This window comes from Bacillus sp. DC4300-2b2 (assembly GCF_049895685.1).
Classification (GTDB): domain Bacteria; phylum Bacillota; class Bacilli; order Bacillales; family Bacillaceae; genus Bacillus; species Bacillus safensis.
In genome coordinates, this window is the sequence record NZ_JAFCSW010000003.1 from 520,940 (window position 1) to 545,133 (window position 24,194).

Here is a 24,194-nt window from a genome sequence, read left to right on the forward strand (position 1 = left end):
CCATGGAGCTACTTCTACGACCTAAGCAATTTTTCAATCAGAATCAATCGATTAAAACCATTATAGGTCTTGTCTTACTATCATTATTTGTGTCGACTGTCTTTTTAACATTTTTTATTATTGATTTGTTAGTAGATGAACCTTTATCCACTGGGAAACAACTTGCCAGCATTGTTTTTATCTTTTTGCTGACAATTCCGCTTTATTTCATTTTAAATTTTCTCAGTACTGTTCTAACTTCTATTTATATGTATTTTTTTCATAAAGCTTTTATTTTACGCAAAATGTATCTTGTTATTTTGGTTTATAATGCATTTCTTTTATTAGTGAATAGTGCAGCGATCTATTGTGTGATGGTGTTACAATTAGATCACTATTTTCTCTTGATTCAAATAGTTTCCTTCTTATTCAACTTATATCTTTTACGCATCCTTTATGATGGAATTATTTACTATGCTGAAGGATCAAAAAAAGCTGCCTTAGCAACTGTGATCTTGTATATGCTGGTGACGACTGCGTTTGTTATTGGAGGATTCATCAATGGCTAATCTTCAAGTGTCTCAGCTATCTTTTCACTATGAAACAACAGAAAAGACTTCTCCCCTTCTCGATCATGTGTCATTTGATCTGAAAGAAAGTGATCGAGCTTGTATTATTGGAAAGAACGGCAGCGGTAAATCGACACTTTTAAAGATCATCGCAGGTCTGCTTCCTTCAGCATCCGAAACGATTTTACTTAACGGGCAGCATCACCCTGGAACCGCTCAATATAAAAGTCTGGTAGCGTACATTCCAGATAAACCTTTAGTCTATGATGCGCTCACTGGTTTGGAGCATATGGAGCTTATCCAGTCTTTATGGAATATGAAAAAGTCGGAAAAGGTTTTATACAAAGAGACCTTTCTATCGCTTTGTGATGCATTTGATTTAACTCATGCCCTAAAAATGCCTGTCAAACAGTATTCATTGGGCATGAGATATAAACTTTTTTTTAATAGTATGGTGGCAAGATCACCAGAGCTGATTATTCTTGATGAGCCTTTTACCTCTCTTGATGAAGCCTCTCAAATACAATCGATTTCTTTATTAAAAAAAGAATTCTCACATCGATGTGTTTTATTTACAAGTCATCAGCGCTACCTTTATTCAGAATTAGGAAATCGTTTCTTCCAGCTCGATCAAGGACAATTAAATGAAATGGAACGTTAGACATACAAAAGGCATCCCATAAAAGGATGCCCCTTCATTACCACTTACAGCGCTTCACCGGGCGGCAGCAAGGGTTTTTGATATCACTGCCGCAATCGTATTCTTCTACAATATACTCGTTGTGAGTCGATTCAGTGACCGGATAGTAGTTTTCTATTCTTTTAATGTTTTTATTGACGTTTGTGATATGCGTTGGATGAATTTTTCTGATCGTTTGTTCATTCGTTCTTGTGTTGACAATTTGACGTGTAGGGAAAACAACCGTTTCTTCTCGGCGAGGTCCAAAGAAGAAATCATCTAATCGATTTCGGCTCATCTTAACACCCCTTCAAGTTGTCTTTCACTTACACTCTATCGTATGTTAGAGTTATCTTTCGTGATTAGATGCATGTCTATTTTTAAAGAAATCCACTTTCTATCTAGTTTTCTCTTTATTTACAAAAGGACAATTTTAACATATTATACAAATGATATATTGAGAAGATAGGACATCCATGAAAACAACACATAAGCTCTTTTTATTCACTGCATTTTTTCTACTCATCATCAAATAAGAGGTGAACGATATGATCAACACGACACAGCCATTCGAACGAAACAAGCTAGACATTGCACTAGAACTAACTCAATTACATCTGAATCAATATCAAACCAATCATCCTGATCAGCTGAGTGAAATTTACGCGAAATATTACGCGCTGCTTGAAGTGCTGGATTTGTCATCCTATGATCAATTAATTGATTTACTGCCAGATGAGCTCAAACAGACGCTTGAGTAAAAAAACCATCTATCCACATGGGATAGATGGTTTTCTTTATTTTATACACGTGCAGCCATATCGGTTTCGATTTGCTCTAAGCTTCTTCCTTTTGTCTCGACTAGCACAAAACGGGTGAATAACAGCCCGATTAAGCAGATGACTCCGAATGAGGAGAAAATGACCCCAAAGCTGAATTGATCAGCCAAAATAGGGAAAACGAGTCCAACTGCTAACGATCCGGTCCAGTTAAAGGCAGAAGAGATACCTGCTCCGATGCCTCTGACAGAAAGCGGGAAGATTTCGCCAATGATGATCCAAGTGATCGGTGCCCACGAGAAGGCATAGCACAAAATAAAGCAGCAAAGTGAAATCAATGTCACCCAGTTTAAAATTCCTTCACTGACGCCAAGTGCACCTAATGCGGCTGGGGCAAAGAAAGAAAGGGCCATGCCCGATCCCCCTACAGTGAGAATCGTTCGGCGGTCAAAGCGGTCAACAAATTGTAAAAAGATCACGGTCGTGACGACAAAAATGACCCCGACAATGACTGTAAAACCTGCGGCGACCTGCGGCGCAAGGCCTACATTCCGAGCGATACTCGTTGCATAATAGACAATGGAGTTCGCGCCTTGAATTTGCTGAAGGGTCGCCATTCCAACCCCAATGAAAAGAGCCATTCTGAATTTCTTTTGAAACAATTCACGAATACCCGAGCGTTCTTCTTTGGCGACTTCTAAAATTTCCTGCATTTCTGATTCAATTTCTTCACGGGAAGAACGCAGTGATCCTAATACCTCTCGTGCTTTATGAGCCATTCCGTGTTTAATCAAATATCTCGGAGATTCAGGAAGCTTCAGCATGCCAATATAAAGCACGATCGCAAATAAAGCGGCACTTCCCAGCATCCAGCGCCAGCTGTCTGGGATGGGTTCAAACACAAACGCGACAATATAGCTGAGCAAGAGTCCAGTTACAATCATGAGCTGATTGAGTCCAGATAATTTCCCGCGGATTTTAGCAGGAGCGATTTCAGACATGTAAGCCGGAACCAATGATGAGGCTGTTCCTACTGCTGTCCCTAAAAAGATACGAGCGATGGTGAGTGAAATCTCTTCAGGTGCGACAGCTGATCCGATAGCCCCGACAAAAAAGATAACGGATGAGACCAAAATGAGTTTTCTGCGGCCAAATTTATCCCCTAAGAGACCGCTTAAGATGGAGCCAATGATGGCCCCGCCCATTAATGAAGAGACAACAATTCCAAGCCATAATGGGCTGAGCTGAAATTCTTCCTGAATATGTCCTTCTGCCCCTGCAATAATACCAATATCATACCCAAATAAGATGCCTGCAAAGGACCCGAAAAAGAAGATAAATTTGCTTGACACTTTTTTCTCCAAGTGGATGACCCCCTCACTTAATTAACCGCTTTCATTTCTCCCTGTGCTTCCACTGTAAACAGTAGAAGACCTTTCACCCTTCTTCTATAAAACCACATATTCTGCATTGACAAGCTTTGCAAATTGAACAATTTGATCAACCGTTAAATTGAGAGACACGACTGTATGATGGCCTCCGCCTTGCTTAATCCATGCTTTGACGCCATCCTGAAAATTCGGTTTGATTTTCCACAATACACGCGCAACTGGTAAATGTGGTGCAGCTTCCTCCGGCTCAAAGGCTTCGACTTCTTGTATCAGCCATTTGAAATGTGTTCCAAAATCCGCTATGGAAACAACAACACCTTCGCCTGCTTTTCCATCAAATACAAGACGTGCTGGATCTTCCCGGTTTCCAATCCCAAGTGGAGACACGACAATGACGGGTTTTGTATGGGCGAGCGCTGGATCTACTTCCAGCATATGAGATTGCAGCACCGCTTCCTGTCCAGACGTCATTTCATATGTGTAGTCCTCCATAAAACCAGTGGATTGATGATGGCTCATCACTTTTAATAAGCGGTCCAGTGCGGCCGTTTTCCAATCGCCTTCCCCAGCAAAGCCGTATCCCTTTGCCATCAGCCGCTGTACCGCAAGTCCAGGCAGCTGCTTCATCCCATGTAAATCTTCAAAGTTTGTTGTAAAGGCATGATAGCCGCCTTCATCTAAGAAACGTTTGATGGCGATCTCATATCGCGCCTGCACCTTGACACTTTTTTCCCATTCTTCAACTGAATACGTTCCATAATTCACATCATATTGCGTTAAATACTCAGCAAATAATGCATCTACCTCTTCTTCCTCTACTGCATTTACATATTCGACGAGATCGCCTATTCCAAAGTAATCAACGGTCCATCCTAATTGAATCTGCGCTTCGATTTTATCGCCTTCTGTCACGGCCACATGCCGCATGTTGTCACCAAACCGGGCTACTTTGATGTGAAAGCTTTCATGATAGGCAGCCGCAACGTCCATCCAATCAGCAATTTGCTGCTGCACTTCAGGCTTTGACCAATGACCGGTCACAATTTGGTTTTGTTTATTTAAACGTGCATTGATATAGCCATATTCTCTATCTCCATGTGCGGATTGATGAAGATTCATATAGTCCATGTCGATCGTGTCCCACGGGATCTTTTCATAATATTGTGTGACAAGATGCAAAAGAGGCTTTTGCAAAAGATTGGTCCCGCGTATCCACATTTTCGCTGGTGAAAATGTATGCATCCACGTCATCACACCAATGACTTCATCGCGATAATTGACCTCTTTCATAAGCTTTGTGATTTGATCGGCGCTGACAGCCAGTTCCTGCAAAATCACTGGATAAGGAAGTAAACCGCTTTCATTTAAGGTATCTGTCATCTTTTGTGCATTTTCTTTTACTTTGTGCAGTGCTTCATCACCATATAGATGCTGTGACCCAACGATAAACCAAAATTCTTTTTTCTGACTTGTTAACATAGATATCCCTCTTTTCTTTATCTTGAAGGTTTTTGTCCGTAATACGCATGCTTTCCATGTTTTCTTAAGTAATGTTTATCTAAAATTCGCTGCGGCAATGGCTCCGCAAATTCGTTCAATTGCTTGGCAAAAAGGTTCATTTTGGCAACTTCATCTAAAATCACACTGTTTGTGACCGCACTTTTTGCATCCTTCCCCCATGTAAACGGACCATGCCCTTGAAGCAATACACCCGGCACCGCCATGACATCTAGGTTTCTTTTCTCAAACGTTTCGATGATCAGCCGGCCGGTCTCTACCTCATAACCGCGATTGACTTCTTCTTCTGTAAGAAAACGAGCGCACGGAACGGCGCCGTAAAATGTATCGGCATGTGTTGTGCCCATTGCTGGTAAATCAAGACCTGCCTGCGCCCAAACGGTTGCCCACATAGAATGGCTATGTGAAATGCCCCCTATTTCCTCAAAGTGTTTGTAAAGAACTGCATGTGTAGCTGTATCTGACGAAGGACTGAATTCTCCTTCCACCACTTCACCGTCAAAGTTCACCACGACCATATCTTTTGCTGATAGCTGGTCATACGCTATGCCGCTCGGCTTAATCACAAACAAACCACTGTCACGATCACATGCACTGACATTTCCCCATGTAAATTTCACAAGTCCGTATTTTGGCAAATCTAAATTTGCTTGATACACTTCTTCTTTTAAGCGATCTAGCATACCGTCGTCACTCCTTTCTTTGGCAGCAGATGCGCTACTGCCGCTTCTTCAATCGGAAGCCCCTTTTGATAGCGCTTTAAAAATTCATCAAAGCCTTTGACATCGAGTGGATCGGGCTCCATGAGTTCTTCTGATGTATGGGCAAATACTCGTTGGGTAAGAAATTCAGCCAATGTTTGCTGCTGATGATGGACCATATATGAAGCAAGGACCGCCATCCCAAACGCACCACCTTCTCCCGCTGTTGAAACGACTGATACAGGTGTATTTAGCGCTGCGGCAACCATTTTTTGTCCAACGAGCGGTGTTTTAAATAATCCCCCATGTCCTAGTAAGCGGTCAATCACTACATGTTCCTGTTCCTTTAACCGGTCCATGCCTATTTTCATAGCACCAAAAGCGGAGAACAAATGGGTGCGCATGAAATTAGCGAGGTTAAAGCGGCTTTCAGGAGACCTGACAAAAAGAGGTCTTCCTTCTGGCAGTCTCGTAATATTTTCACCAGAGTAATAGCCATAGCTTAAGAGACCGCCGCCATCTCGATCTGCTTCTAAAGCTTGCTGCAATAACGATTCGTATAACCTTTCTGACTCCACTTGCATGCCTAGTGCTTCAAATGCCTCTCTGAATATATTCATCCAAGCGTTTAGGTCACTTGTACAGTTATTCGCATGAACCATGGCAACTGGCAGTCCATCCGGTGTCGTGACAAGATCCACTTCTGGATACATACCTTTTAGATCCTGCTCCAGGACAATCATGGCAAAAACCGATGTCCCAACAGAAATATTCCCAGTCCGTCTTTCTACACTGTTTGTTGCCACCATTCCCGTTCCAGCGTCACCTTCCGGCGGGCAAAATGGAATGCCTGGCTGCAAATGTTTTCCTTGATCCAAAATGGCTGCTCCTGCTGCCGTTAACACGCCTGCCTCTTCGCCTGCTAAATAGACACGCGGCAGAAGGTGGCGAAGCTTCCACGGGTAGCCTTTTTCTGCAATCAATGCTTCAAATTGCTGGAGCATTTCTTCATTGTAGTCCTTCGTTTCGTCATCAATTGGAAACATCCCTGACGCATCGCCAATACCAATGGCCTGCTTTCCGGTTAACAGCCAGTGAATATATCCAGACAAAGTGGTCATATATTCTAATCGGGATAGATGTTTTTCCTCTTCTAATACCGCTTGATACAAATGGGCAATGCTCCATCTTTCTGGAATATGAAATTGAAATACATCTGTCAGCTTTTGACTCGCCTCGATGGTCGTTGCATTCCGCCATGTTCGGAACGGAACGAGAACCTCTCCTGTATGATCACATGCCACATAACCATGCATCATCGCTGATACCCCGATTGAGCCAATGGTTTGAATGGTCACACCATACTTTTGCTCGGCCTGTTCTTTCATCTCTCGATAGGCCACTTGCAGACCTGTAATGATATCAATTAAGTTGTACGTCCAAATTCCATCCTGGAGAAAACTTTCCCATTCATATGCACCTTGTGCAATTGGCTGAAATTCCTCATCTATTAAAATCGCTTTAATTCGTGTTGAACCAAATTCAATGCCTAAAGATGTCCGTCCTTCTTTCAAGGCTTTGGCCGTCTCTTTATGATTCAATCTACGTTCACCCCCATTTTGATAGCGGTTTCAATTTTGTTTTTCTAGATTCATTGATTCTCTGGTACAATCACAATATAATATTTGTACGTACATATGTCAATAATAAATATAGTTGTACATACATAATGTGACAAAAACCTGCATTTTTTCTGGAGGGGTCATGACTGAAAAGGAAAGCGCCTGTTTTTGATTCGACAACCATGTTAAAATATGTCCATACAATTTCTTCTCAATCCGAGTAGATGATCAACTGAGAAAGAAGTGAAACGATGAAAAAGAAGTACCAGATCATTATTGATGATATAAAAAGCAAAATACTCACAGGGGATTATCGGATCGGGGAGCGCATTCCAACCGAATCAAGCCTGCAAGACATGTATCAAGTAAGCAGACATACAGTTCGAAAAGCCATTTTGGAATTGTCCAGCGAAGGATTTTTGCGCAGCGAAAAAGGTTCAGGCACATTTGTGACCAATCAATATCAAACAAAACCTGCGGGACATGCACATATGAAAACGATTGGGGTCATTACAACATACATATCCGATTACATTTTCCCTTCTATCATTCGAGGCATTGAAAGCCGATTAAACGAAGAGAACTATTCCTTGTTACTGGCAAGTACAAATAACGATGTTGAGCAGGAGAAAAAAGCGCTGGAGATGATGCTGTCTTTTGGGGTGGACGGACTTATTGTCGAGCCGACGAAAAGCAATTTATATAATCCAAACATTTCGTACTACTTATCCTTTAAAGAACAGGATGTACCGCTCATTATGATCAATGCCTATTATGAGCAGCTAGAGGTTCCTTTTCTCTGTTTAGATGATGTAAAATCCAGCTATTTAGCCACAAAAGAGCTGATCACCTCAGGCCATCAGCAAATTGGACTTATTTCAAAAACAGATGATTTACAGGGAAAATATCGAATGAAGGGCTATATTCAAGCGCTAGGTGAAGCGAAGCTTAATTTCCTGCCTGAGCATGTGCTCTTTTTCGATACAGAATCGAAGCAGCATTTGGGAGAGCAAATTCACACATTCCTGATGGCGCACCAGCATGAGCTGACTGCTCTTGTTTGCTATAACGATGAGGTGGGTTTAGAAGTAGCCAATGTATGCAGCGAAATCGGGCTGTCCATTCCAGATGATCTCTCGATTATTGGACAGGATAATTCGTATATTGCCCAGAAAAATGCCCATGTGAAGCTGACAACACTGACCCATCCACAGGAGCAAATGGGCCGTGATGCAGCAGACTGGATGATTAAAAAAGTACAAGGGAAAAAGAATCTCCCTGATCAAACGTTTTACGAGCCTGAATTGGTTCCAGGTGAAACGATCAAACGAATAAAATGAGCCCTTGCCTCAGGTGGCTCATTTTATTTTAGATTCCAGCATATCCATCAGATCATACGCTATACGATCGGGAGAGTCTTGCGTGATTCGATTACGGTAGTTGGATAAAACGACCACGCCTGCTTTGGAATGCGGGCGGAAGCCCATAAAGCTGGAGAATCCCGACGTCGCCCCATTATGGCAAATGAGTCCTGTGTCATCGATGACCCAGCCGAGTCCCATTGACATGTTCCTGCCCATATCCCGTCTTGGTTCATGCGTGAGTTTCCAAAAAGAATCCGCATCTGCGTGTAGATGGGCCGAGAGAAATGACAATAAATCTGTGATGGTCGAGCGAATAGCGCCAGCTCCTTGATAGTCAAGCATATGAAGCGGCGGAACCTCTTTACCATTTTCTCGATGACCTAAGATCATCTTTGATTTTATATCATCCTTGATAGCAATAAAGGTACTTGATAGATGAAGCTCATCCACGATATATTCCATCAATAGCTGTTCATATGTTTTGTGACGAGACCAGCCCATGATTAAACCAAGCAGCCCCACACCCACATTGGAATAACGAGATGGAAAGCTTTTTGGCTGATTCCACTTTTTCGAGTTTAACAGTTTCATTAATTCATCGAGTGAATATTGACAGAACATATCTCTTCTCACTTTAGGAAGGAAGCATAGCTGCAAATCTCTAAGAAGACGATGCGGAGGAAGTCCAGACGTATGGGTTGCCAGCTGCTCTATTTGAATGGGATGATTCTTTCGAATATGAGGACAATACAGTGAAATCGAATCATCGAGTTTTATCTGCCCTTTTTGCAACATGCTTGACAATATACTTGTCGTAAAGACTTTTGAAATCGAGCCAATCTCAAAAATGACATCCTCTGGCTCCACTCGCTTTTGTATAGGGTGATCCCCGAAATGAAAGACATGTGTTTCCCCTTGATGAATCAATCCGATCACAAGCAGTGCGTCCTTCTTTTTCTCTGTATAAGAGGAAGCGATTCTCTGTACTTCTTGTTTGAGCGTCATTCATTCTCATCCTTTCTCTTCGTTTTGATGTGGGATCAATTGATCAAGCTTTTCATAAATCGATGTCAATGTGGAGATCTCATCGAAGGATAATGCTGAATAATATTTTTCAATAATCGCAAGCTCTACCTTTCTCATATTCTCTAGGTACGTTATGGCCTTCTCAGAAAGTTCAACATGCAATTCCCTCCGATTATGCGGGTTAATGCTGCGGCAAATCCATTCTTTTTTTTCAAGCGTGTTTAACAATTGACTCACTGCACTTTGAGTGATCCCTAATTGCTGGGCAATTTGAATAGGAGAACTTCCCCCTTTCTGCTCAATAAAATTCAGTACAATATGCTGCTTATCGGTTAACTCATCTACAAATAATTCTTCAAACTCTAATCGGAGCTTTTGATGGATGCGAGCTTCGATATTGTTTAGCTCTTGGATCATAGCTGTTTTGGATATCACTTTTATCACCTTCATAATTAATATACCTTAATTATGAAGCAAACTTTATATTAAATCAACAAAAATCCCCATCTTTTAGAAAGATAGGGAATTTGCCTATTACGCTTCTTCTTTAGGGGTAGGTACTGCGCATACGCCATTTGCACATGCCGCTTCAAATGAAGTGGCAGCCGTTTTCTCAGCTTGAGCTGCTTCCTCTTTCCAAGCTGTTTCAAGTGCACGCAGGAACGTATCGGCTGGCTGTGCACCTGCAACTGAATACTTGTCATTGATCAAGAAAAACGGAACAGCATTGATACCAAGCTGTCTCGCTTCTTGTTCGTCTTTTCGGACATGATCGGCAAATGCTTCGCCGCCCAAAACTTGCTGTACTTCCTTCTCATCAAGACCAGCTTTTTCTGCAATGTCTAAAAGAGTTTGACGGTCACCAACATGCTTTCCATCTGTAAAATACGCTTGAAACAGCTCTCCCATGACGAAATCACCTTTCCCCTTTTGACCAGCATATTGCGCCAATCGATGAGCATCAAAAGTGTTTGTCAACACGAGCGGATCGAATTGAAAATCGATTCCTTTCTCTTTACCAGCCTGCTTCACCTGCTCATTCATCGCCATGGCCTGGCTGCGGCTCATACCATATTTTTTGACAAGCATATCGTGAACGTCATGATCGACATCAACAGGTGCGTGCGGATCAAGCTCAAAGCTTTTAAACTCTATCTCTACCTGTTTCTTCTCTGGAAATTGTTCTAGCGCTGTTTCCAGCTGTTTTTTTCCTATATAACAAAAAGGACAGGCGATATCTGACCAAATTTGTACTTTCATCTTCATCTTCCTTCCGTGCTGCACTTTTTCTTCAACGATGTAACAATTATAGTTACATCAATTAGATGATGTCAAGATTCTGATCTTGTTTTAAATGAAAAAGCCTCTCCTTTTAAGAAAGGAAAGGCTTTGAAAATACCTATTCTAAATTTGCATGGTGTCCGTACATTTTATGTGTGTCAAGCTCTTTTATTTCCATTAACCTTAAAATGACCGCATCGTATGTCAGAAGAAGCGACTGCTCAAATAGTGAGCCCATTGGCTGAATGGTATGATGGTTTCCTTCCTGTTGATCCTTCGGTGCACCTGACAATAAGATGAATTCATCCGATAGATCAGCTAAAGGTGACTCAGCAGAAAGCGTGAACGCTGCCACTTTTCCGCCAATTGCTTTTGCCTTTTTTGCAAGGACAAGTAAAGACTCTGTACGGCCAGAGCCGCTCCCGACAATCAAAAGATCCTCTTCTGTAAAGGAAGGCGTATTCGTTTCTCCAATTACATATGCCTTGACGCCAATATGCGTAAGTCTCATCGCAAACGATTTTCCCATCAAGCCAGATCTGCCTGCACCTGTCACAAAGACTTTTTGTGCAGATAAAATACTTGTGACCAGGCACTCTGCTTGTTCGTCTTGAATGGCAGACGAATGATCAGAAAGCTCATTTAAAATGGCTTTCACATAGTCGCTGGTCTTCATGCTTGTGCGATCAGCTGCTTCATTTGTGCAGCCACTTCTGCTTTATTGTCTTGGCTTGCGATACCGCCGCCGACAATGATTAAATCAGGGTTTAATTTCACGACTTCAGGTAACGTATCAAGCTTAATTCCACCTGCAATCGCTGTTTTCGCCTGCTTGACAACTTGTTTAATCGTCATAAGATCAGCAAATGAGTTTTGACCAACCGCTTGCAGGTCATAGCCTGTATGCACACAAATATAATCGACTCCAAGCGCATCCAGCTCTTTTGCACGGCCTGCGATATCTTTGATGCCAATCATATCAACTAAAATTTGTTTTCCTCTTGCTTTCGCTTCTTTCACCGCTCCTTGAATGGACATATCTTCTGCCGCTGCAAGAATGGTGACGATATCTGCTCCAGCTTCAGATGCCTGCTGCACTTCATAGCCGGCAGCATCCATAATTTTTAGATCAGCGAGTACATGTAAATTCGGAAAAGCCTTCTTGACTTCTTTTACAGCACGAAGCCCTTCGTTAATTACAACAGGTGTCCCAATTTCGACCACATCAATGGATGCTTCTACTTCTTTGATCAGCTCAATTGCCTCTGGTATATTCACTAAATCTAATGCTAATTGTAATTTCATCAACTTTCACTCCCGTTTTTCATCTCATCTTCAAGAGCTCCGCGGATGATGCATCTTGAACGATGAAATGAGTATAACAACAGGAATGACGCAATGTAAGTACGCACTTTTTTTTTACATACTATACTTTTCCTCATATGGTTACAAAAAAGATACTGTCTTTTGGGCAGTATCTCAGGGTAAAGACAAAGGGCTAAAATAAAGTAATTTTAGCCCTTTGTCTACAATCGGTAGTCTTTCTATTTATCATCTTTTAAGAAATTGCTGTCGAGATATTGTTTTCCCCAATCATACATCGCCTCTAAAATCGGCATTAAGCTTTCTCCTAGTTCTGTGAGAGAATACTCAACCTTTGGCGGGACGACAGGATAAACCTCCCGGTGCACAATGTGATCTTCCTCTAATTCTCTTAGCTGATTCACAAGCATTCTTTGCGTAATCCCAGGCATTAACGACTTTAACTCACCAAAACGTTTTGTCCCTTCTCTGCCAAGATGCCATAAAATCAGCATTTTCCACTTACCGCCGATAATATTCAGCGTCAGCTCCTTTTCGCAGTTAAACACTTTATTTTCCATTCGTGATGACAACGACATACACTCCTTTAATAACAAACCACTTAGGTTTTATCATAACTGCAACAAAATGGATTGTCGAACATATGGTCTTCGTTATTGATTTTGTTTTTTAACAAAAGCCATCACAGCCTCTGTCATTTTTTGTGCTTCTTTTGGCGCTCTGTCTGATCCAAACCATTTATTCAGGTCACTGTGGCTCAGCGTATGCACCCGAAAAACAAACCGAGAGCCTTTATCATGGTTCAGTTTTTCTGCAAATCGGTACACCTCAGGATTTTCCCAGCCCGTGACCAAATAGACAGGCGGTACATTCTTTTGATTCATATAAGTGACAGGTGATGCCTTTGTCCAGTTCTTCTCTTGTTTGCCAAAGACTTTTTTGTACGATGGGATGGCTTGTATAAATTGATTGATGTTTAACGGCCCGTCTAGAACCACAATGGAATTGATCGTTTTTGGCGACAGCCCTACACGTTTTAAGTAGGTCGAATCCGTAGCAACCAATGCCGTCAAATGACCGCCCGCCGAGTGACCCATGACATTGATTTTTGATGAATCAATTTGATATTCATCCGCATGATCCTTCACCCATTTAATGGCGTTTGCCGTATCATCTGCCATCTGCTCATAGTTGGCATTAGGGTGAAGCCTGTAATTCATTGAAACAAACACATACCCTTGACCTGTAAAATAATCAGCTTTAGAAGCGACTCTATTCTTATCTCCGCCTGTCCAGCCGCCGCCATGGAGATAGATCATGACTGGATGCTTCTTCTTTTTATCTTCATCTTTGCCCTTCGGCATATACATATCGAGTGTTTGCTGTTTATTTTGTGTGTCTGCATAATGGATGTTTGTCGTCGGCTTAGGCTGGTTGAAACGGAACACAAAGAATGCGCATACCAATAATCCAGCGATGACCGCCGCAAATAAGAGCCATTTCAAGATTCGATTCAATGTCATTGCACCTTTCTATGTTGGGATGGGGAAACATGAGTAGCAGATATGTAGATAAACTAGCACCATTCAATTCGATACTAGATTCATATGGGATGTGCAAGAGCAAAACAATTGATCAAGTCGTCATATTCATTATACTCTTTAAAGTAGTGAATTTCATTGATTTGCTTTAGATAGTTGATATCGAAATCAGGGATTTGATTCTGGATTTTTCCATCTAATAACCATTTACCACCCATTATAAGACTCACCACTTTCTTAAATCGTACTTCATGCTGAGAAACTTTTTTATCTTAAGTATTAACTCTTTTCAGAACAAGTGAAATGTGAAATCGTAGCCAGAGTGAGTTATTTTTGAAATAAGAAATCCTCTTCTCATTAATAAAGAAGAGGATTTATGTTAGGAACAAGGGAACAAAGGTCTAAATGAAACTAACAACTTAATTAACATTATAATTGATCATTATTGGAGTAATTCTGAATTAGTTCATTTGTAAAATTAGAAGGAAGCTTTTGGTTTGGGAATACAACTGAAATCCAATCTAATACGACCTCATCCAAAGTTCTCCATGTTTTAAAAATTTGATTATTCTTGAGCTCTATTTCACTCGTTCCTAATACTCCTATTTCATAACCCCTTTCCGCATAAATCATCCATTTGGCAGATGGGGAAACCCATATCACTCTTGAAGCAATATTCATAATACTATCATTAACATTATTTTTTGGGAAATCCGTTAAAATATCAAGGTAATTATTTGATGAGATGTTTAAAGGTAATTTAACCCAATAGTAATAACCAAAATCACGATAAAAATTATCTATACTTTTCTGATTATCTAATACAGCCATTAATATATATTCATCTTTATGATATATAGCTAGATTTTTTAACATCTCCCAACTGTCATCCGATAATAACCAATGAAATTCTTCGAACAAAAAGTGCTTTGGTAATGTTTTAAAAATTTGATCAGGAAATGTTTTGGAATCATCATAGATTCCATTAATGAAAGACTGATAATGCTTAAATTCCTTTGGATCAGTAATAAACAAATTTTCCACTATATCCTCCTCTAATGTTTTAATCTAATTTTATGGGTGAATTTCTTTTTCCCTCTAGGTGTGTATTCTGCGGTAGGGAAGGGTGTTGATTTAGCATGACTCCTCAATGAATATTTCCGTCCATCTTTTGTCATTGTAATGACATTTCCATTATGAACAGATTTTTTCCATCCTTGTCTTCTAAGATTTTTTTCAAATTCCCTCTTACTTACATTTGTAGAATAATTCTTAGTTCTTGAACCTTTTTTAGTAACATTTCTATAACTAGAATACGTTCTTTTTGCTTTAACTTTCTTCCTTGAAAGTTTATAAGACTTCTTCCCAGCACTAAATACTTTTTTTGCTCCCTTTAACTTTCCACCACCCAAAAATCCTGATGCGGCTGCTACCGCCACACCCTTCCAACCTTTTCCTGATTTATGTGCTTTGTACCCATCATATACCGCAAATCCTGCATTGACAACAAACCATACCCAATGGCCGTCTGGGTCCACATTCATGACTGGGTTGTTGTTTCCATAGGTATATCCGTTTTGATCTAGTGCATCTCCATCGCTTCCTGGGTCTGGGTCAAGTGATAGGAATACGCCGTTTTTGGGTTCATAGTAGCGTGCGATTAAATAGTAAAGTCCTGTTTCTTCGTCGAAGCGGTAACCTGCATAGCGATATGGGTTGCCTTTTACTTCTTCATCTTCTTTTACCTTTGTTGGGACGCCCCATGTATCGTATTCGTACTCAGCAACGATTTTTCCTGCACTATTTGTGATGGCAATGACATCACCGTGTGCATTGTAGTGATAGAAATATTTTTTCTCGTTTTGTGTGAATGCAAGGAGTTGTCCACTCTCACCGTATGTGTATGTTTTTGTGACTTCGTTGTCTCCATCTGTTTCGTATAAAACATTCAGGCTGTCGCCGTCATAAAAGTAATTGGTGACTTTTCCATTCACTGTTTTTTGAATTCTATATCCACGCTCATCATATTTGTAAGTGACAAATGGCTTGTCTTCCCCTTTTTTCGTGATGGCTGTAATGTTATCTTCTGCATCCCATTCATAAAGGAATTGCCCGTCAGACGTTCGGTTGCCATTTTTGTCATAAGTTAAAGTCTCATCATTTACCTTTGTCAGTTGGTTCATGATGTTGAATGATGCGTTGATTGTTTTTTTAGTGCCATTTTTTTCAGTCGTGACGGTTTTTCTGTTTCCAAACCCATCATATGTGTACTCAATGACCGTGCCATCTGGATGAGTTTCTTTGATCAATTGATCTAATTTTCCATATTCATAACGAATCTTCCCGTTGCTTCCTTGATCAATCGTTATTCTGTTTCCATTTTGATCATATTCGTAAGCTTCGTTTAAGATCGTTGTGCCTTGGTTTGTTCCAATATGCAAATCATTAATTAAATTGCGCTCATCATAAGCAAAGCTAGCACCACTGCCGTTACCTGTAATAAAGGACTGAACATTTCCATTTTCATCATAATCAAACGAATACGTAGAACTCGAATCCTTCATTTGCGTCATTTGATCAAGCTTATTGTAACTGAATTGGTTCGTCCCTTTTTGATTTCCGTGTGTCCATTCAAAGGATTTCAGTTTATCTGAATCGGCTGGATACGTCCAAGTTTGGCTGCTACCACGCTCTGCTAACTTTGTAATGCGGTTTTGTTGGTCGAACGTTCTGTTTTTGGTTGTGTTTTGTTCTTTGTTGACAACCGTTGTTTCGTTTCCGTTTTTATCATAGCTAAAGTTATATTTTTCTGTTCCATTGTATGACTTGGATTTCACTCGGTCTGTTCCATCATACGTGAGAGACACTTCATGTCCATTTGCAGAAATGGTTTTAATTAAGTTGCTATTCGCATCATATTCACTTTTCAACACATTCCCTAATGGATCAATAGTTTTTGTTAATTTGCCCATGAGGTCGTATTCGAATTGATACGTCTGATCTGACTCTGCACGAATGGTTTTCGACTGTTCATTGCCCTCTTTATCATACGTTCTCACAATGGATGTCCCGTTAGATAAAGTGATTTTCTTCAGCTGATCAGCCTGGTCATATTCAAATGTTGTTTTTTCGCCTTTCGCATCTGTTTCAGAAAGTTTTTTGCCTGTTTCATCGTAGGCAGATTGAGATGAGTAACCAAGCTCATCCTCTTCTTTAACTGCATAGTTCCCTTTTTCGTCGTAAGTGGTTTTCGTTAAAAGACTTCCTTCTACTAGACGGATATCGTCAAACCAAACCGTTCCAATCGCGCTTTTTTGGAAAACGATCTGAACGTCGACTTTTTTCAATGATTTTGTTTTTGGTATGACAACCGCCGCTCGGTTCCACTCCTGTGTACCGGTTGGGAATTTCGCATTAAACGTTCCTGTTGTGCCATCTGTATACGTAACGGACGCTTGAAGTGAGTAATCATTTTCATTTGAGGCTTTAACATTTTCAGCCTTAGACATCCCAGTCAAGGTGACATACACAGATTGATCATTCGCACTTTGTTCAATCGGTACAGATTGTTTATAGATGGCATTTGCTTGAGTTGAAGAAGTTCTTGTCATTTTTAACGAAACGTCATCGTTAAAGCCTTCTTCATTATCTAATGAACCACCTGTTCCGCTCCAGCTTGTTGTTTTATCCGTAAAGGAATTATTTTTGACTGGATTATAACTTGATGAAACTTCGCCTTTTTCCAGCTGAATCTCATCGAACCAGGCTTTTCCTTTTCCAGCCTTATCTCGATGATCCACTTCCATATATATCACAGCTTTGCCTGCATGAGATGGCGTCGTAAACGAAACTTGGCGTTTTGTCCAATCGTTTTTGCCTGATAATGTGCTGTACCCGTTGCTGATCCATTGAATTCGTTTATTGTTTGTATCTCTTAAATCAATGTTAAAAAATGCTCTTGCTTTCGTTAGTTCTGTCTTTATTTTCCCACTTAGTGTATACGTCGTATTTGGCTCTAGTGTTACTTCTTGTGTAGCCGAAGAATAGCCAAGTTCTGTTCCTTCAGTTGTCGACTGTGAACTGACCTCTAATACTCGGCCCCCCGATAACGCACCACTTTTCCCAGCTATTTGCGCTAATTTCCCATCATCCTTAGATGCTGTAAGCTTCCAGCCAGTTAGCGTATCTTCAAAACTGCCATTTTTCAAAATACTCGCGCCTGCAGCAAGTTCTTTACTCGTTTGTATTAAATTCCCGTAAGAATCATAAATACTTGCTGAAGACATATTTCCACTTTGATCTGTCTCAGATACAGCATCTAATCCATCGTAGGCGATATCTGTAATATCTCCTTCTGTATCTTTCACTTTAGTGACATCATTGTTTTTGTTATACTCGTAGGTTTCTGTGCCATAAGCATCTTTTGCTTGAATAACATTGCCGTTCTTATCATACGAATAGCTTTCTGAAGCTTTCCCTTTTTCTACATCATTCGGATCAGCTTCTTCAACGATTTGATTTCCTTCATATTTGGTTTTGGTCGTAATCTTCAAACCTTCCGCATCATCTACAACTTGAATTGGATTGGCTGCTTCGTTATACGTATACTGTATTTTCCGGCCGTTTGGCTGCGTCAGCATGAGTGTCTTTTTAGACATATCATATGCGTACTCAAATGTTTCTTTTTTTGCATTGATCGCTTTGACTAAACGGTGATTTTCATATTGGTATTCTGTAAAAACAGGCTGATCTTGTGTGCTGTTTTGAGAGAATTGTTTAATCAATCTGCCTTCTTTATCGTATTCATATGAGATACTTGTTCCATCTGAATCTATGACTTTCGTTAGTAAACCTGCATCATACTCATATGAAAGCTTTTTCCCTTTTGGTCCTTGAACCGAAATGATATGACCATCTTCATCATAATCCATTGTTATTTTTCGGCCAGATGCATCTTCCATTGAAGTGAGCTGATTGTTTTCATTATATTTATATGTCGTTGTATTTTTATGTCCATCTACAACCTTGGTGATTTTCCCACCGTTTTTACTAAAGTGCGCAAAGGTTTGATCCTTCGTTTTTAACATGTATTCATCTTTTGATTCCGTTAATTCAAGGAAAATACCTGTTGGTGGTTGATACGTGCCATCTGCTTTTTTTGTAAAAACATGGGTTGTAGCATCCTCATCAAGATAGATAGCACCTTCTTTTGTTGGCGTGATACTCGTTTCTACATCTGCGTACCACCCTTGACCAAACAGGTGGTCAGCTGCATCTAAACTGTTGTACGTTCGACCAATTCCAAGCCCCGGTCCTCTTCCATCAATCGACATTTCTTCTTCACTGACAATCACATTACCAGTTGCACCATTAAGCTGGCCGTCTGGTATATCAATAATCGACCAGTAATCCTCTGTTCCAAGGAATTCGGCCCCTTCATGGAATGTCGGGTTAAAGGCTGGTGTTGGAATGGTTTCTCCATTTGCATCGTATGCGGAAAGGGTAAAGGAGTAGTTCTTGCGTCCTTTATAATTTCCATTTGCATTTTCATATACAGGTGATGGGTCTAGCGCTAATTCCCCGCCTTTATCATCTGTATGAAGCACATATTTCCCACTTTTAACTTCAGTAGGAGTCGGCCAAATATTCTTGTTTTGTGTTGTCCAATGATCGACATCACCCACATCAAATGATTGATATGCCTTACCATTATAGATGTTAATTTTATACCCTTTTGCATTTTTCACTTTGTCCCAATGTAAATTGATATAACCTGTTTGGCTTTCTTTTGTATTGGTATAAGCATATCCAGCTAAAGCTTTTGGTCTAGATAGATCAGGTAAAGTTGGTCCAGCTGGCGGTGAAGCAATAGCTTCTCCATCTTTATTGTAGGCAATCACTCTGAAGGAATAGTGTTTTTGAGCCGCATCTCCTCCAGCATTTTTATAAGTCGGACCAGGATGAATTGGAAGCTCAGCACCTTTTCCATCTTGCAGGTGCAATGCATATTTACCTGCTTTAATCTCAGCAGGTGTCGGCCATACTTTTTTCCCTTTAGTTGACCATGATGTTTGATTCCCAAGATCCAATGTCTCATAGCTTTTCCCATTAAACATTTGTATTTTATAACCAGTTGCACCGGAAACTGAAGTCCAAGAAAGATCAAAGTAACCTGTTGCGTTATTATTATTGAATCCTTTTGTACTAGGTGCTTTCGCTCTAGCAACATTCGGCACGACAGGTTTTACCTTTGCTGACATTGCGCCTTCACCTTGGTCAAAAATCGCACTTACAGCTAACCAGTAATTTTTACTTGTCGCATACTTACCGCCTGAGTTTTTGTAAACTGGAGAAGGATCAACTGCTAATTCAGTGCCACCTTTTCCGTCTAAATGAAGTTTATATTTTTTTGCTGCTATCTCTCTCGCTGTTGGCCATATATTCTTTCCTTTTGTACTCCATGATGCCACATTTCCAACTGAAATGGCTTCATACTCTTTTCCATTGTATAGCCACACTTTGTAACCTTTTGCGCCAGCTACCTTTTTCCAACTTAAATTGAAGTAGCCTGTCCCATTTCCATTACTAAAACCTTTTACAGTTGGTGCATTTGCTTGTGGAATGGTATACGTTACTTCAATGACTGGTTTATTGGTTGAGTTTGTTGATGAGATTATTTTTTTCCAATGGTCTTGTCCATTTCCATTTGCATGTAATTTAAAGCCATAGTTAGCTGTTCCACTATTCCAAGCTTTGATGGTTGATGTCACATCATAGCTCGCCCATTGTCCTTTATATACATTGGCTTTACCGATGTTTTTAGAACTTGGTTTATTGTTCCATGTCAGCTTTGTATGATCATAGTTGGCATTCACTGTATCCAGCCAAAGACCAGTTGCTTTCGTCCCGTAATATGAATGAGCAACATACGTTTTGAGCGTCGCTTTTGTTACATTCATATTTTGAATCGGTTTGAATGAATTAAACTTCATGAAGGCGTAGTTTGTACCAGTTGTTTTATCATAATAACCGGTTTTCAGTACATAACTTTTCAGATTAGCATCCCATTTTTGCGTAGAGGATGAATAGTTTGTTGTTGGGTATTTACTCATGATGAATGTGTCTGCTGACACAGATAAAGAAGTCGATGGATCGATAGACACAGGATAAACTCGTTCAGGATCCTTAAGCCATTTCTCATCAGCAGTCACACGAAGTAAATAGCCATCGTCTTCTTTTTCTAGTTTAAAGCTCACATCTTCTGAGCGAGCCACTTCACCTGACTTTTCATCTAAATTAGAATCCGTCATAAACGGTTTTGGTACTTGAAAAATGGTCCGTTTTTTCTGATCATAAAATGTAATAGACCCATCTTCCTCAATTTCTCCAGTTAGATCTGTCTTTATTTTAAATGTAAAAGAATTGTAGCCATCATATTGATTGAGTACAATATCTTCTTTGATGTTTTCATTAAAGGTAAATGATCGTAAATCTATATTTGGAAATACCTCTTCATATGTAAGCTCATTGGTGTTCTCTTTAAATTGTGCTGAGGTATCCTTGGAATTGATTTCTGATTTGTTTTTCCCTGAAGCTTTTAAAATTGAAAATTCAATTTGATGCTTCTTGTGTTCAAATGTAGCATATAGACCTTGCTTCATTTGCTTTTGAAAAGTTGATTCTAATCTCGCATTTTCTGTCTCTATTTCTTTTTGCGAGATCGTCTTTAATTCAGGAGAGATGTCCTCCCACTCAGCGTCTGATGCTTCTTTTATATGAATAGGGTCAGGATATACCTCTTGTGTAAATACACCCTCTCCTTCATAAAAAAGCTTGCTGTTTTCTGTTCTTTCTGAAAGAACTTCTCCGTCTTTTCCAATTTCGTCTTCGTCAATCCCTGCCATTTCAAGGGCTTTTGAATCATCTAATTTTTCTAAGCGATTATGACTTGATTTTGTATTTTCGTCATGTTCTTCTGCAAAAATATCAGAAGGAAACATTGATAAAAGCATCACAAAGGCTAATAGTGCTGCGATATTCCTTTTCCATTTTACTTTTCTTTTTAGTTTCATATTAATCTCCTTATCATACATTTGTAACATTTGTAACATTTGTAACATTACGCCATATATAATAATATATTTGAAATGAAACTTCAATATATTTCTATAAATATATCATCCTTTCAAACTAACCCATATATCATCAACTTATCAATATATCTCCTTTTTCATATAAAAAAGCATCCTAAACGGATGCTTCAATCAAATGATATTTTTTCAAAATACGATAGGTGATTTCTTTTGCTTCTAGTCCGGTGCCTTCGATATTTGTGGCGAAGATGTAGGTTTTGTTTTTATGTTTGATGAAGCCTACGTACCATCCAATGCCTGAGCCGGAGCCTGTTTTTCCGTATAGGGTGGCATGTTTCTCTTCTTCTTGTATCATCATTCGTTTGACCGTTCTCATGACAGATAGGTCAAATGGGAGACTTTCTTCATATAGCTGTTTGAGGAAATGGACTTGTTCTATTGGAGAAATGCGCAACGAACTGCTTAACCAAAATTGATCGATTCCACCAGATATGTCTTCATTGCCATAGTGAATGGCTTTCACCCAATGGCTCATGCGTTCTTCCCCGATGTCACGCGCCATGGCTTGATAGTACCAGACGACTGAATCTCTCATGCCAGAGCCCAGTGTATGATCCTTATTCCAGTTATCAATTTCTCTTTTTACTCCGTCCCAATATTTAATGTCATATTCATCTCTCACCGCGCCGGTTTGGAGGCCGATGAGGGCATTTGCCACTTTAAATGTTGATTGTGGGGCAAAGCGCTTGTTCGCTCTTTTTTTGTTATATACCCATGGCGATTTTTCTTTTACTTCTTGTATCACAAATGTGCCTTCCCTGTCTTTCAAGAATTCATCTACTGACCAGGCTGGTGATGTTCCCTCACTTGATGACGGCTGACCGATACAAAGTGCCATCAGCATAATGGAGGAAACCAGCCATTTCATATGCTTTTTCTTCAAAAAAATCGCTCCTTTTCCCATGATTTGTATCAATTGTAGCATGCCTGAGCGATGGGACATAAGGTACGCTTGTCCTCTTTTCTACCAAATAAAAAAAGCCGGTTTCATCCGGCTTTTTGATCATATTAGCTTTCTTTTTTCTCTTCGATAGCCTGCTTCGCGATTTTTGAAATCGTCATATCATCCATTGGCGGGTTATGGAGCCCAGCCCGAATATCTCGATAGTAACGCTGAAGCGGACAGCCAAGGCTCAAGCTTTTTGCACCGACTAAACGCATGGCTTTATCGACCACCTGCAGACTATGATTGACGACTGTATGCTTCACTGCACCGAATTCATTGATTAACAGCTCTCTTTTCTCAGGCTGCTCATACAATGTTGTCGTTGAATAGATGACATGGCGTGCTTGCTTTAGTAGTAAATCAATTTCGCCAATCAGTGTTTGGACATTCGGCAGGTCACTAATCGTTCCGCTAATACTGTTCGGTGAATGGGTAATGGCATACTGAACAGCATAATCTCTTGCCGCTTGCGCAATCCCTAAATAGCAGGAAGGAATATGGGCGATCCAAGGGTTTAACGTACCGCCTCGAGGTCCTTTTTGCACTTCAACAAGCATGTCATCTGGGACTTCCACTTGGTCTAGGATTAAATCATGGCTTTCTGTTCCTCTCATGCCGACAACATCCCATGTTTCTTCTATAGAAACACCTTCTGTATCACGGTGAATTAAGAAGAATCCCATCGCTTCTTTTTCTTCAATCCATACACCGACTAAAAAGTATGTGAGAGCTGGTGACATCGTTGTGAAAATTTTACGTCCATTGATCACCCAGCGATCACCTGATTTAATCGCTGTTGTTCCAGGCTTGCCGCCTCTTGTTGGGCTGCCTGTCTGCGCCTCACTCACAGCGCGGTTGACAAGGGCGCCCTTCTTCACTTCTTCCGCAAAGAATTGCAGCTGATTCTCATTCCATAGTTTCTTTTCATAAATTTCACCTACAACTCCTTGGTGCCAGCCGATCGATAAGGCAGTTGCTCCGTCCATGCTCCCAAGCGTTTCTTGAAATAGAACCATATCTGTTACAGATTGACCTCCGCCTCCATATTCAGCGGGAAGAGACAGGGTTGTATATCCCATGTTTACTAATGATTCGATATTCTTTTTAGGAAAATAAGCGCCTTCATCATGTTTTTTTGCGTTTTGTTCGATCCTTTCACGAAGAGATTCCAGCTGATTGAGCCATGTTTTTTGAAAATCGGTATCGACAAATAATGCTTTAGACAAAACGTATCCAACTCCTCTGTTTCTCACAATCTATGATATCTCATTTATCCAATCGGAATGAATAAAACACACTTTACTTATAGGATTTAATGTGTT

The 24,194-nt window shown here is 40.2% G+C and carries 20 protein-coding genes; 4 read left to right on the forward strand and 16 right to left on the reverse strand.

The annotated features are described in order from the left end of the window. Positions 1–2: 2 nt before the first annotated feature. Both ACP69X_RS12700 and ACP69X_RS12705 read left to right on the forward strand, forming a co-directional pair. Positions 3–548: a hypothetical protein gene (locus ACP69X_RS12700; protein ID WP_041086311.1), complete on the forward strand. Its 546-nt coding sequence runs from the start codon at positions 3–5 to the stop codon at positions 546–548. Next, entirely contained in the window at positions 541–1,209 is a 669-nt protein-coding gene (locus ACP69X_RS12705; RefSeq protein WP_073979765.1) for an ATP-binding cassette domain-containing protein, read from the forward strand. Before ACP69X_RS12700 ends, ACP69X_RS12705 begins: the two co-directional genes overlap by 8 nt. Positions 1,210–1,246: 37 nt before the next feature. Here ACP69X_RS12705 and ACP69X_RS12710 read toward each other — a convergent pair whose 3' ends face one another. Beyond that, the gene (locus ACP69X_RS12710; protein ID WP_039180101.1) at positions 1,247–1,525 is read right to left on the reverse strand and encodes a spore coat protein; all 279 of its coding nucleotides are present in this window, start codon (positions 1,523–1,525) and stop codon (positions 1,247–1,249) included. A 250-nt stretch (positions 1,526–1,775) separates the two neighbouring features. Between ACP69X_RS12710 and ACP69X_RS12715 the strand changes: the two genes are divergently transcribed. Next, entirely contained in the window at positions 1,776–1,988 is a 213-nt protein-coding gene (locus ACP69X_RS12715) for a hypothetical protein (protein ID WP_024423072.1), read from the forward strand. A 41-nt stretch (positions 1,989–2,029) separates the two neighbouring features. Here ACP69X_RS12715 and ACP69X_RS12720 read toward each other — a convergent pair whose 3' ends face one another. From ACP69X_RS12720 to ACP69X_RS12735, 4 genes are all read right to left on the reverse strand, one after another. Continuing rightward, the gene (locus ACP69X_RS12720; RefSeq protein WP_034280034.1) at positions 2,030–3,370 is read right to left on the reverse strand and encodes a sugar porter family MFS transporter; all 1,341 of its coding nucleotides are present in this window, start codon (positions 3,368–3,370) and stop codon (positions 2,030–2,032) included. 84 nt (positions 3,371–3,454) lie between these two features. Then, positions 3,455–4,876 carry an L-arabinose isomerase gene (gene araA / locus ACP69X_RS12725; protein WP_041086317.1) on the reverse strand — a complete coding sequence of 474 codons (1,422 nt, stop codon included), beginning with the start codon at positions 4,874–4,876 and terminating at the stop codon, positions 3,455–3,457. Between the two features lie 17 nt (positions 4,877–4,893). Beyond that, the gene (locus tag ACP69X_RS12730; RefSeq protein ID WP_039180113.1) at positions 4,894–5,598 is read right to left on the reverse strand and encodes an L-ribulose-5-phosphate 4-epimerase; all 705 of its coding nucleotides are present in this window, start codon (positions 5,596–5,598) and stop codon (positions 4,894–4,896) included. Next, on the reverse strand, positions 5,592–7,217 hold the full coding sequence (locus ACP69X_RS12735; RefSeq protein ID WP_426052718.1) for a xylulokinase: 1,626 nt from the start codon (positions 7,215–7,217) through the stop codon (positions 5,592–5,594). The genes ACP69X_RS12730 and ACP69X_RS12735 overlap by 7 nt, the downstream gene beginning before the upstream one ends. Before the next feature lie 272 nt (positions 7,218–7,489). Between ACP69X_RS12735 and ACP69X_RS12740 the strand changes: the two genes are divergently transcribed. Further along, the gene (locus ACP69X_RS12740; RefSeq protein ID WP_024423077.1) at positions 7,490–8,578 is read left to right on the forward strand and encodes a GntR family transcriptional regulator; all 1,089 of its coding nucleotides are present in this window, start codon (positions 7,490–7,492) and stop codon (positions 8,576–8,578) included. A gap of 18 nt (positions 8,579–8,596) precedes the next feature. Here ACP69X_RS12740 and ACP69X_RS12745 read toward each other — a convergent pair whose 3' ends face one another. The 11 genes from ACP69X_RS12745 to ACP69X_RS12795 form a co-directional block, all read right to left on the reverse strand. Beyond that, complete coding sequence (locus tag ACP69X_RS12745; protein ID WP_073979767.1) at positions 8,597–9,607, reverse strand: serine hydrolase domain-containing protein; 1,011 nt, start codon at positions 9,605–9,607, stop codon at positions 8,597–8,599. A 6-nt stretch (positions 9,608–9,613) separates the two neighbouring features. Continuing rightward, positions 9,614–10,078: a MarR family winged helix-turn-helix transcriptional regulator gene (locus ACP69X_RS12750; RefSeq protein WP_241768910.1), complete on the reverse strand. Its 465-nt coding sequence runs from the start codon at positions 10,076–10,078 to the stop codon at positions 9,614–9,616. A gap of 84 nt (positions 10,079–10,162) precedes the next feature. Beyond that, positions 10,163–10,888: a DsbA family oxidoreductase gene (locus ACP69X_RS12755; protein ID WP_075611675.1), complete on the reverse strand. Its 726-nt coding sequence runs from the start codon at positions 10,886–10,888 to the stop codon at positions 10,163–10,165. A gap of 139 nt (positions 10,889–11,027) precedes the next feature. Next, positions 11,028–11,585 (reverse strand): 6-phospho-3-hexuloisomerase, encoded by a 558-nt coding sequence (gene hxlB, locus ACP69X_RS12760; protein ID WP_338527439.1) that lies wholly within the window; start codon positions 11,583–11,585, stop codon positions 11,028–11,030. Then, complete coding sequence (gene hxlA, locus ACP69X_RS12765; RefSeq protein WP_075611677.1) at positions 11,582–12,214, reverse strand: 3-hexulose-6-phosphate synthase; 633 nt, start codon at positions 12,212–12,214, stop codon at positions 11,582–11,584. Before hxlA ends, hxlB begins: the two co-directional genes overlap by 4 nt. A gap of 239 nt (positions 12,215–12,453) precedes the next feature. Beyond that, positions 12,454–12,810 (reverse strand): winged helix-turn-helix transcriptional regulator, encoded by a 357-nt coding sequence (locus tag ACP69X_RS12770; protein ID WP_012010675.1) that lies wholly within the window; start codon positions 12,808–12,810, stop codon positions 12,454–12,456. Positions 12,811–12,885: 75 nt separating this feature from the next. Next, positions 12,886–13,755, reverse strand: a complete 870-nt coding sequence (locus ACP69X_RS12775) for an alpha/beta hydrolase (protein WP_423358340.1) — start codon at positions 13,753–13,755, stop codon at positions 12,886–12,888. A gap of 447 nt (positions 13,756–14,202) precedes the next feature. After that, the gene (locus ACP69X_RS12780) at positions 14,203–14,817 is read right to left on the reverse strand and encodes a hypothetical protein (protein WP_426052719.1); all 615 of its coding nucleotides are present in this window, start codon (positions 14,815–14,817) and stop codon (positions 14,203–14,205) included. Between the two features lie 11 nt (positions 14,818–14,828). Then, positions 14,829–21,845, reverse strand: coding sequence for a DNRLRE domain-containing protein (locus ACP69X_RS12785; RefSeq protein ID WP_426052720.1), 7,017 nt, complete (start codon positions 21,843–21,845; stop codon positions 14,829–14,831). Between the two features lie 175 nt (positions 21,846–22,020). Then, positions 22,021–22,809 carry a BPU family class D beta-lactamase gene (gene blaBPU, locus ACP69X_RS12790; RefSeq protein WP_330545332.1) on the reverse strand — a complete coding sequence of 263 codons (789 nt, stop codon included), beginning with the start codon at positions 22,807–22,809 and terminating at the stop codon, positions 22,021–22,023. Between the two features lie 125 nt (positions 22,810–22,934). Further along, complete coding sequence (locus tag ACP69X_RS12795) at positions 22,935–24,098, reverse strand: acyl-CoA dehydrogenase family protein (protein ID WP_041086339.1); 1,164 nt, start codon at positions 24,096–24,098, stop codon at positions 22,935–22,937. Positions 24,099–24,194 lie beyond the last annotated feature (96 nt).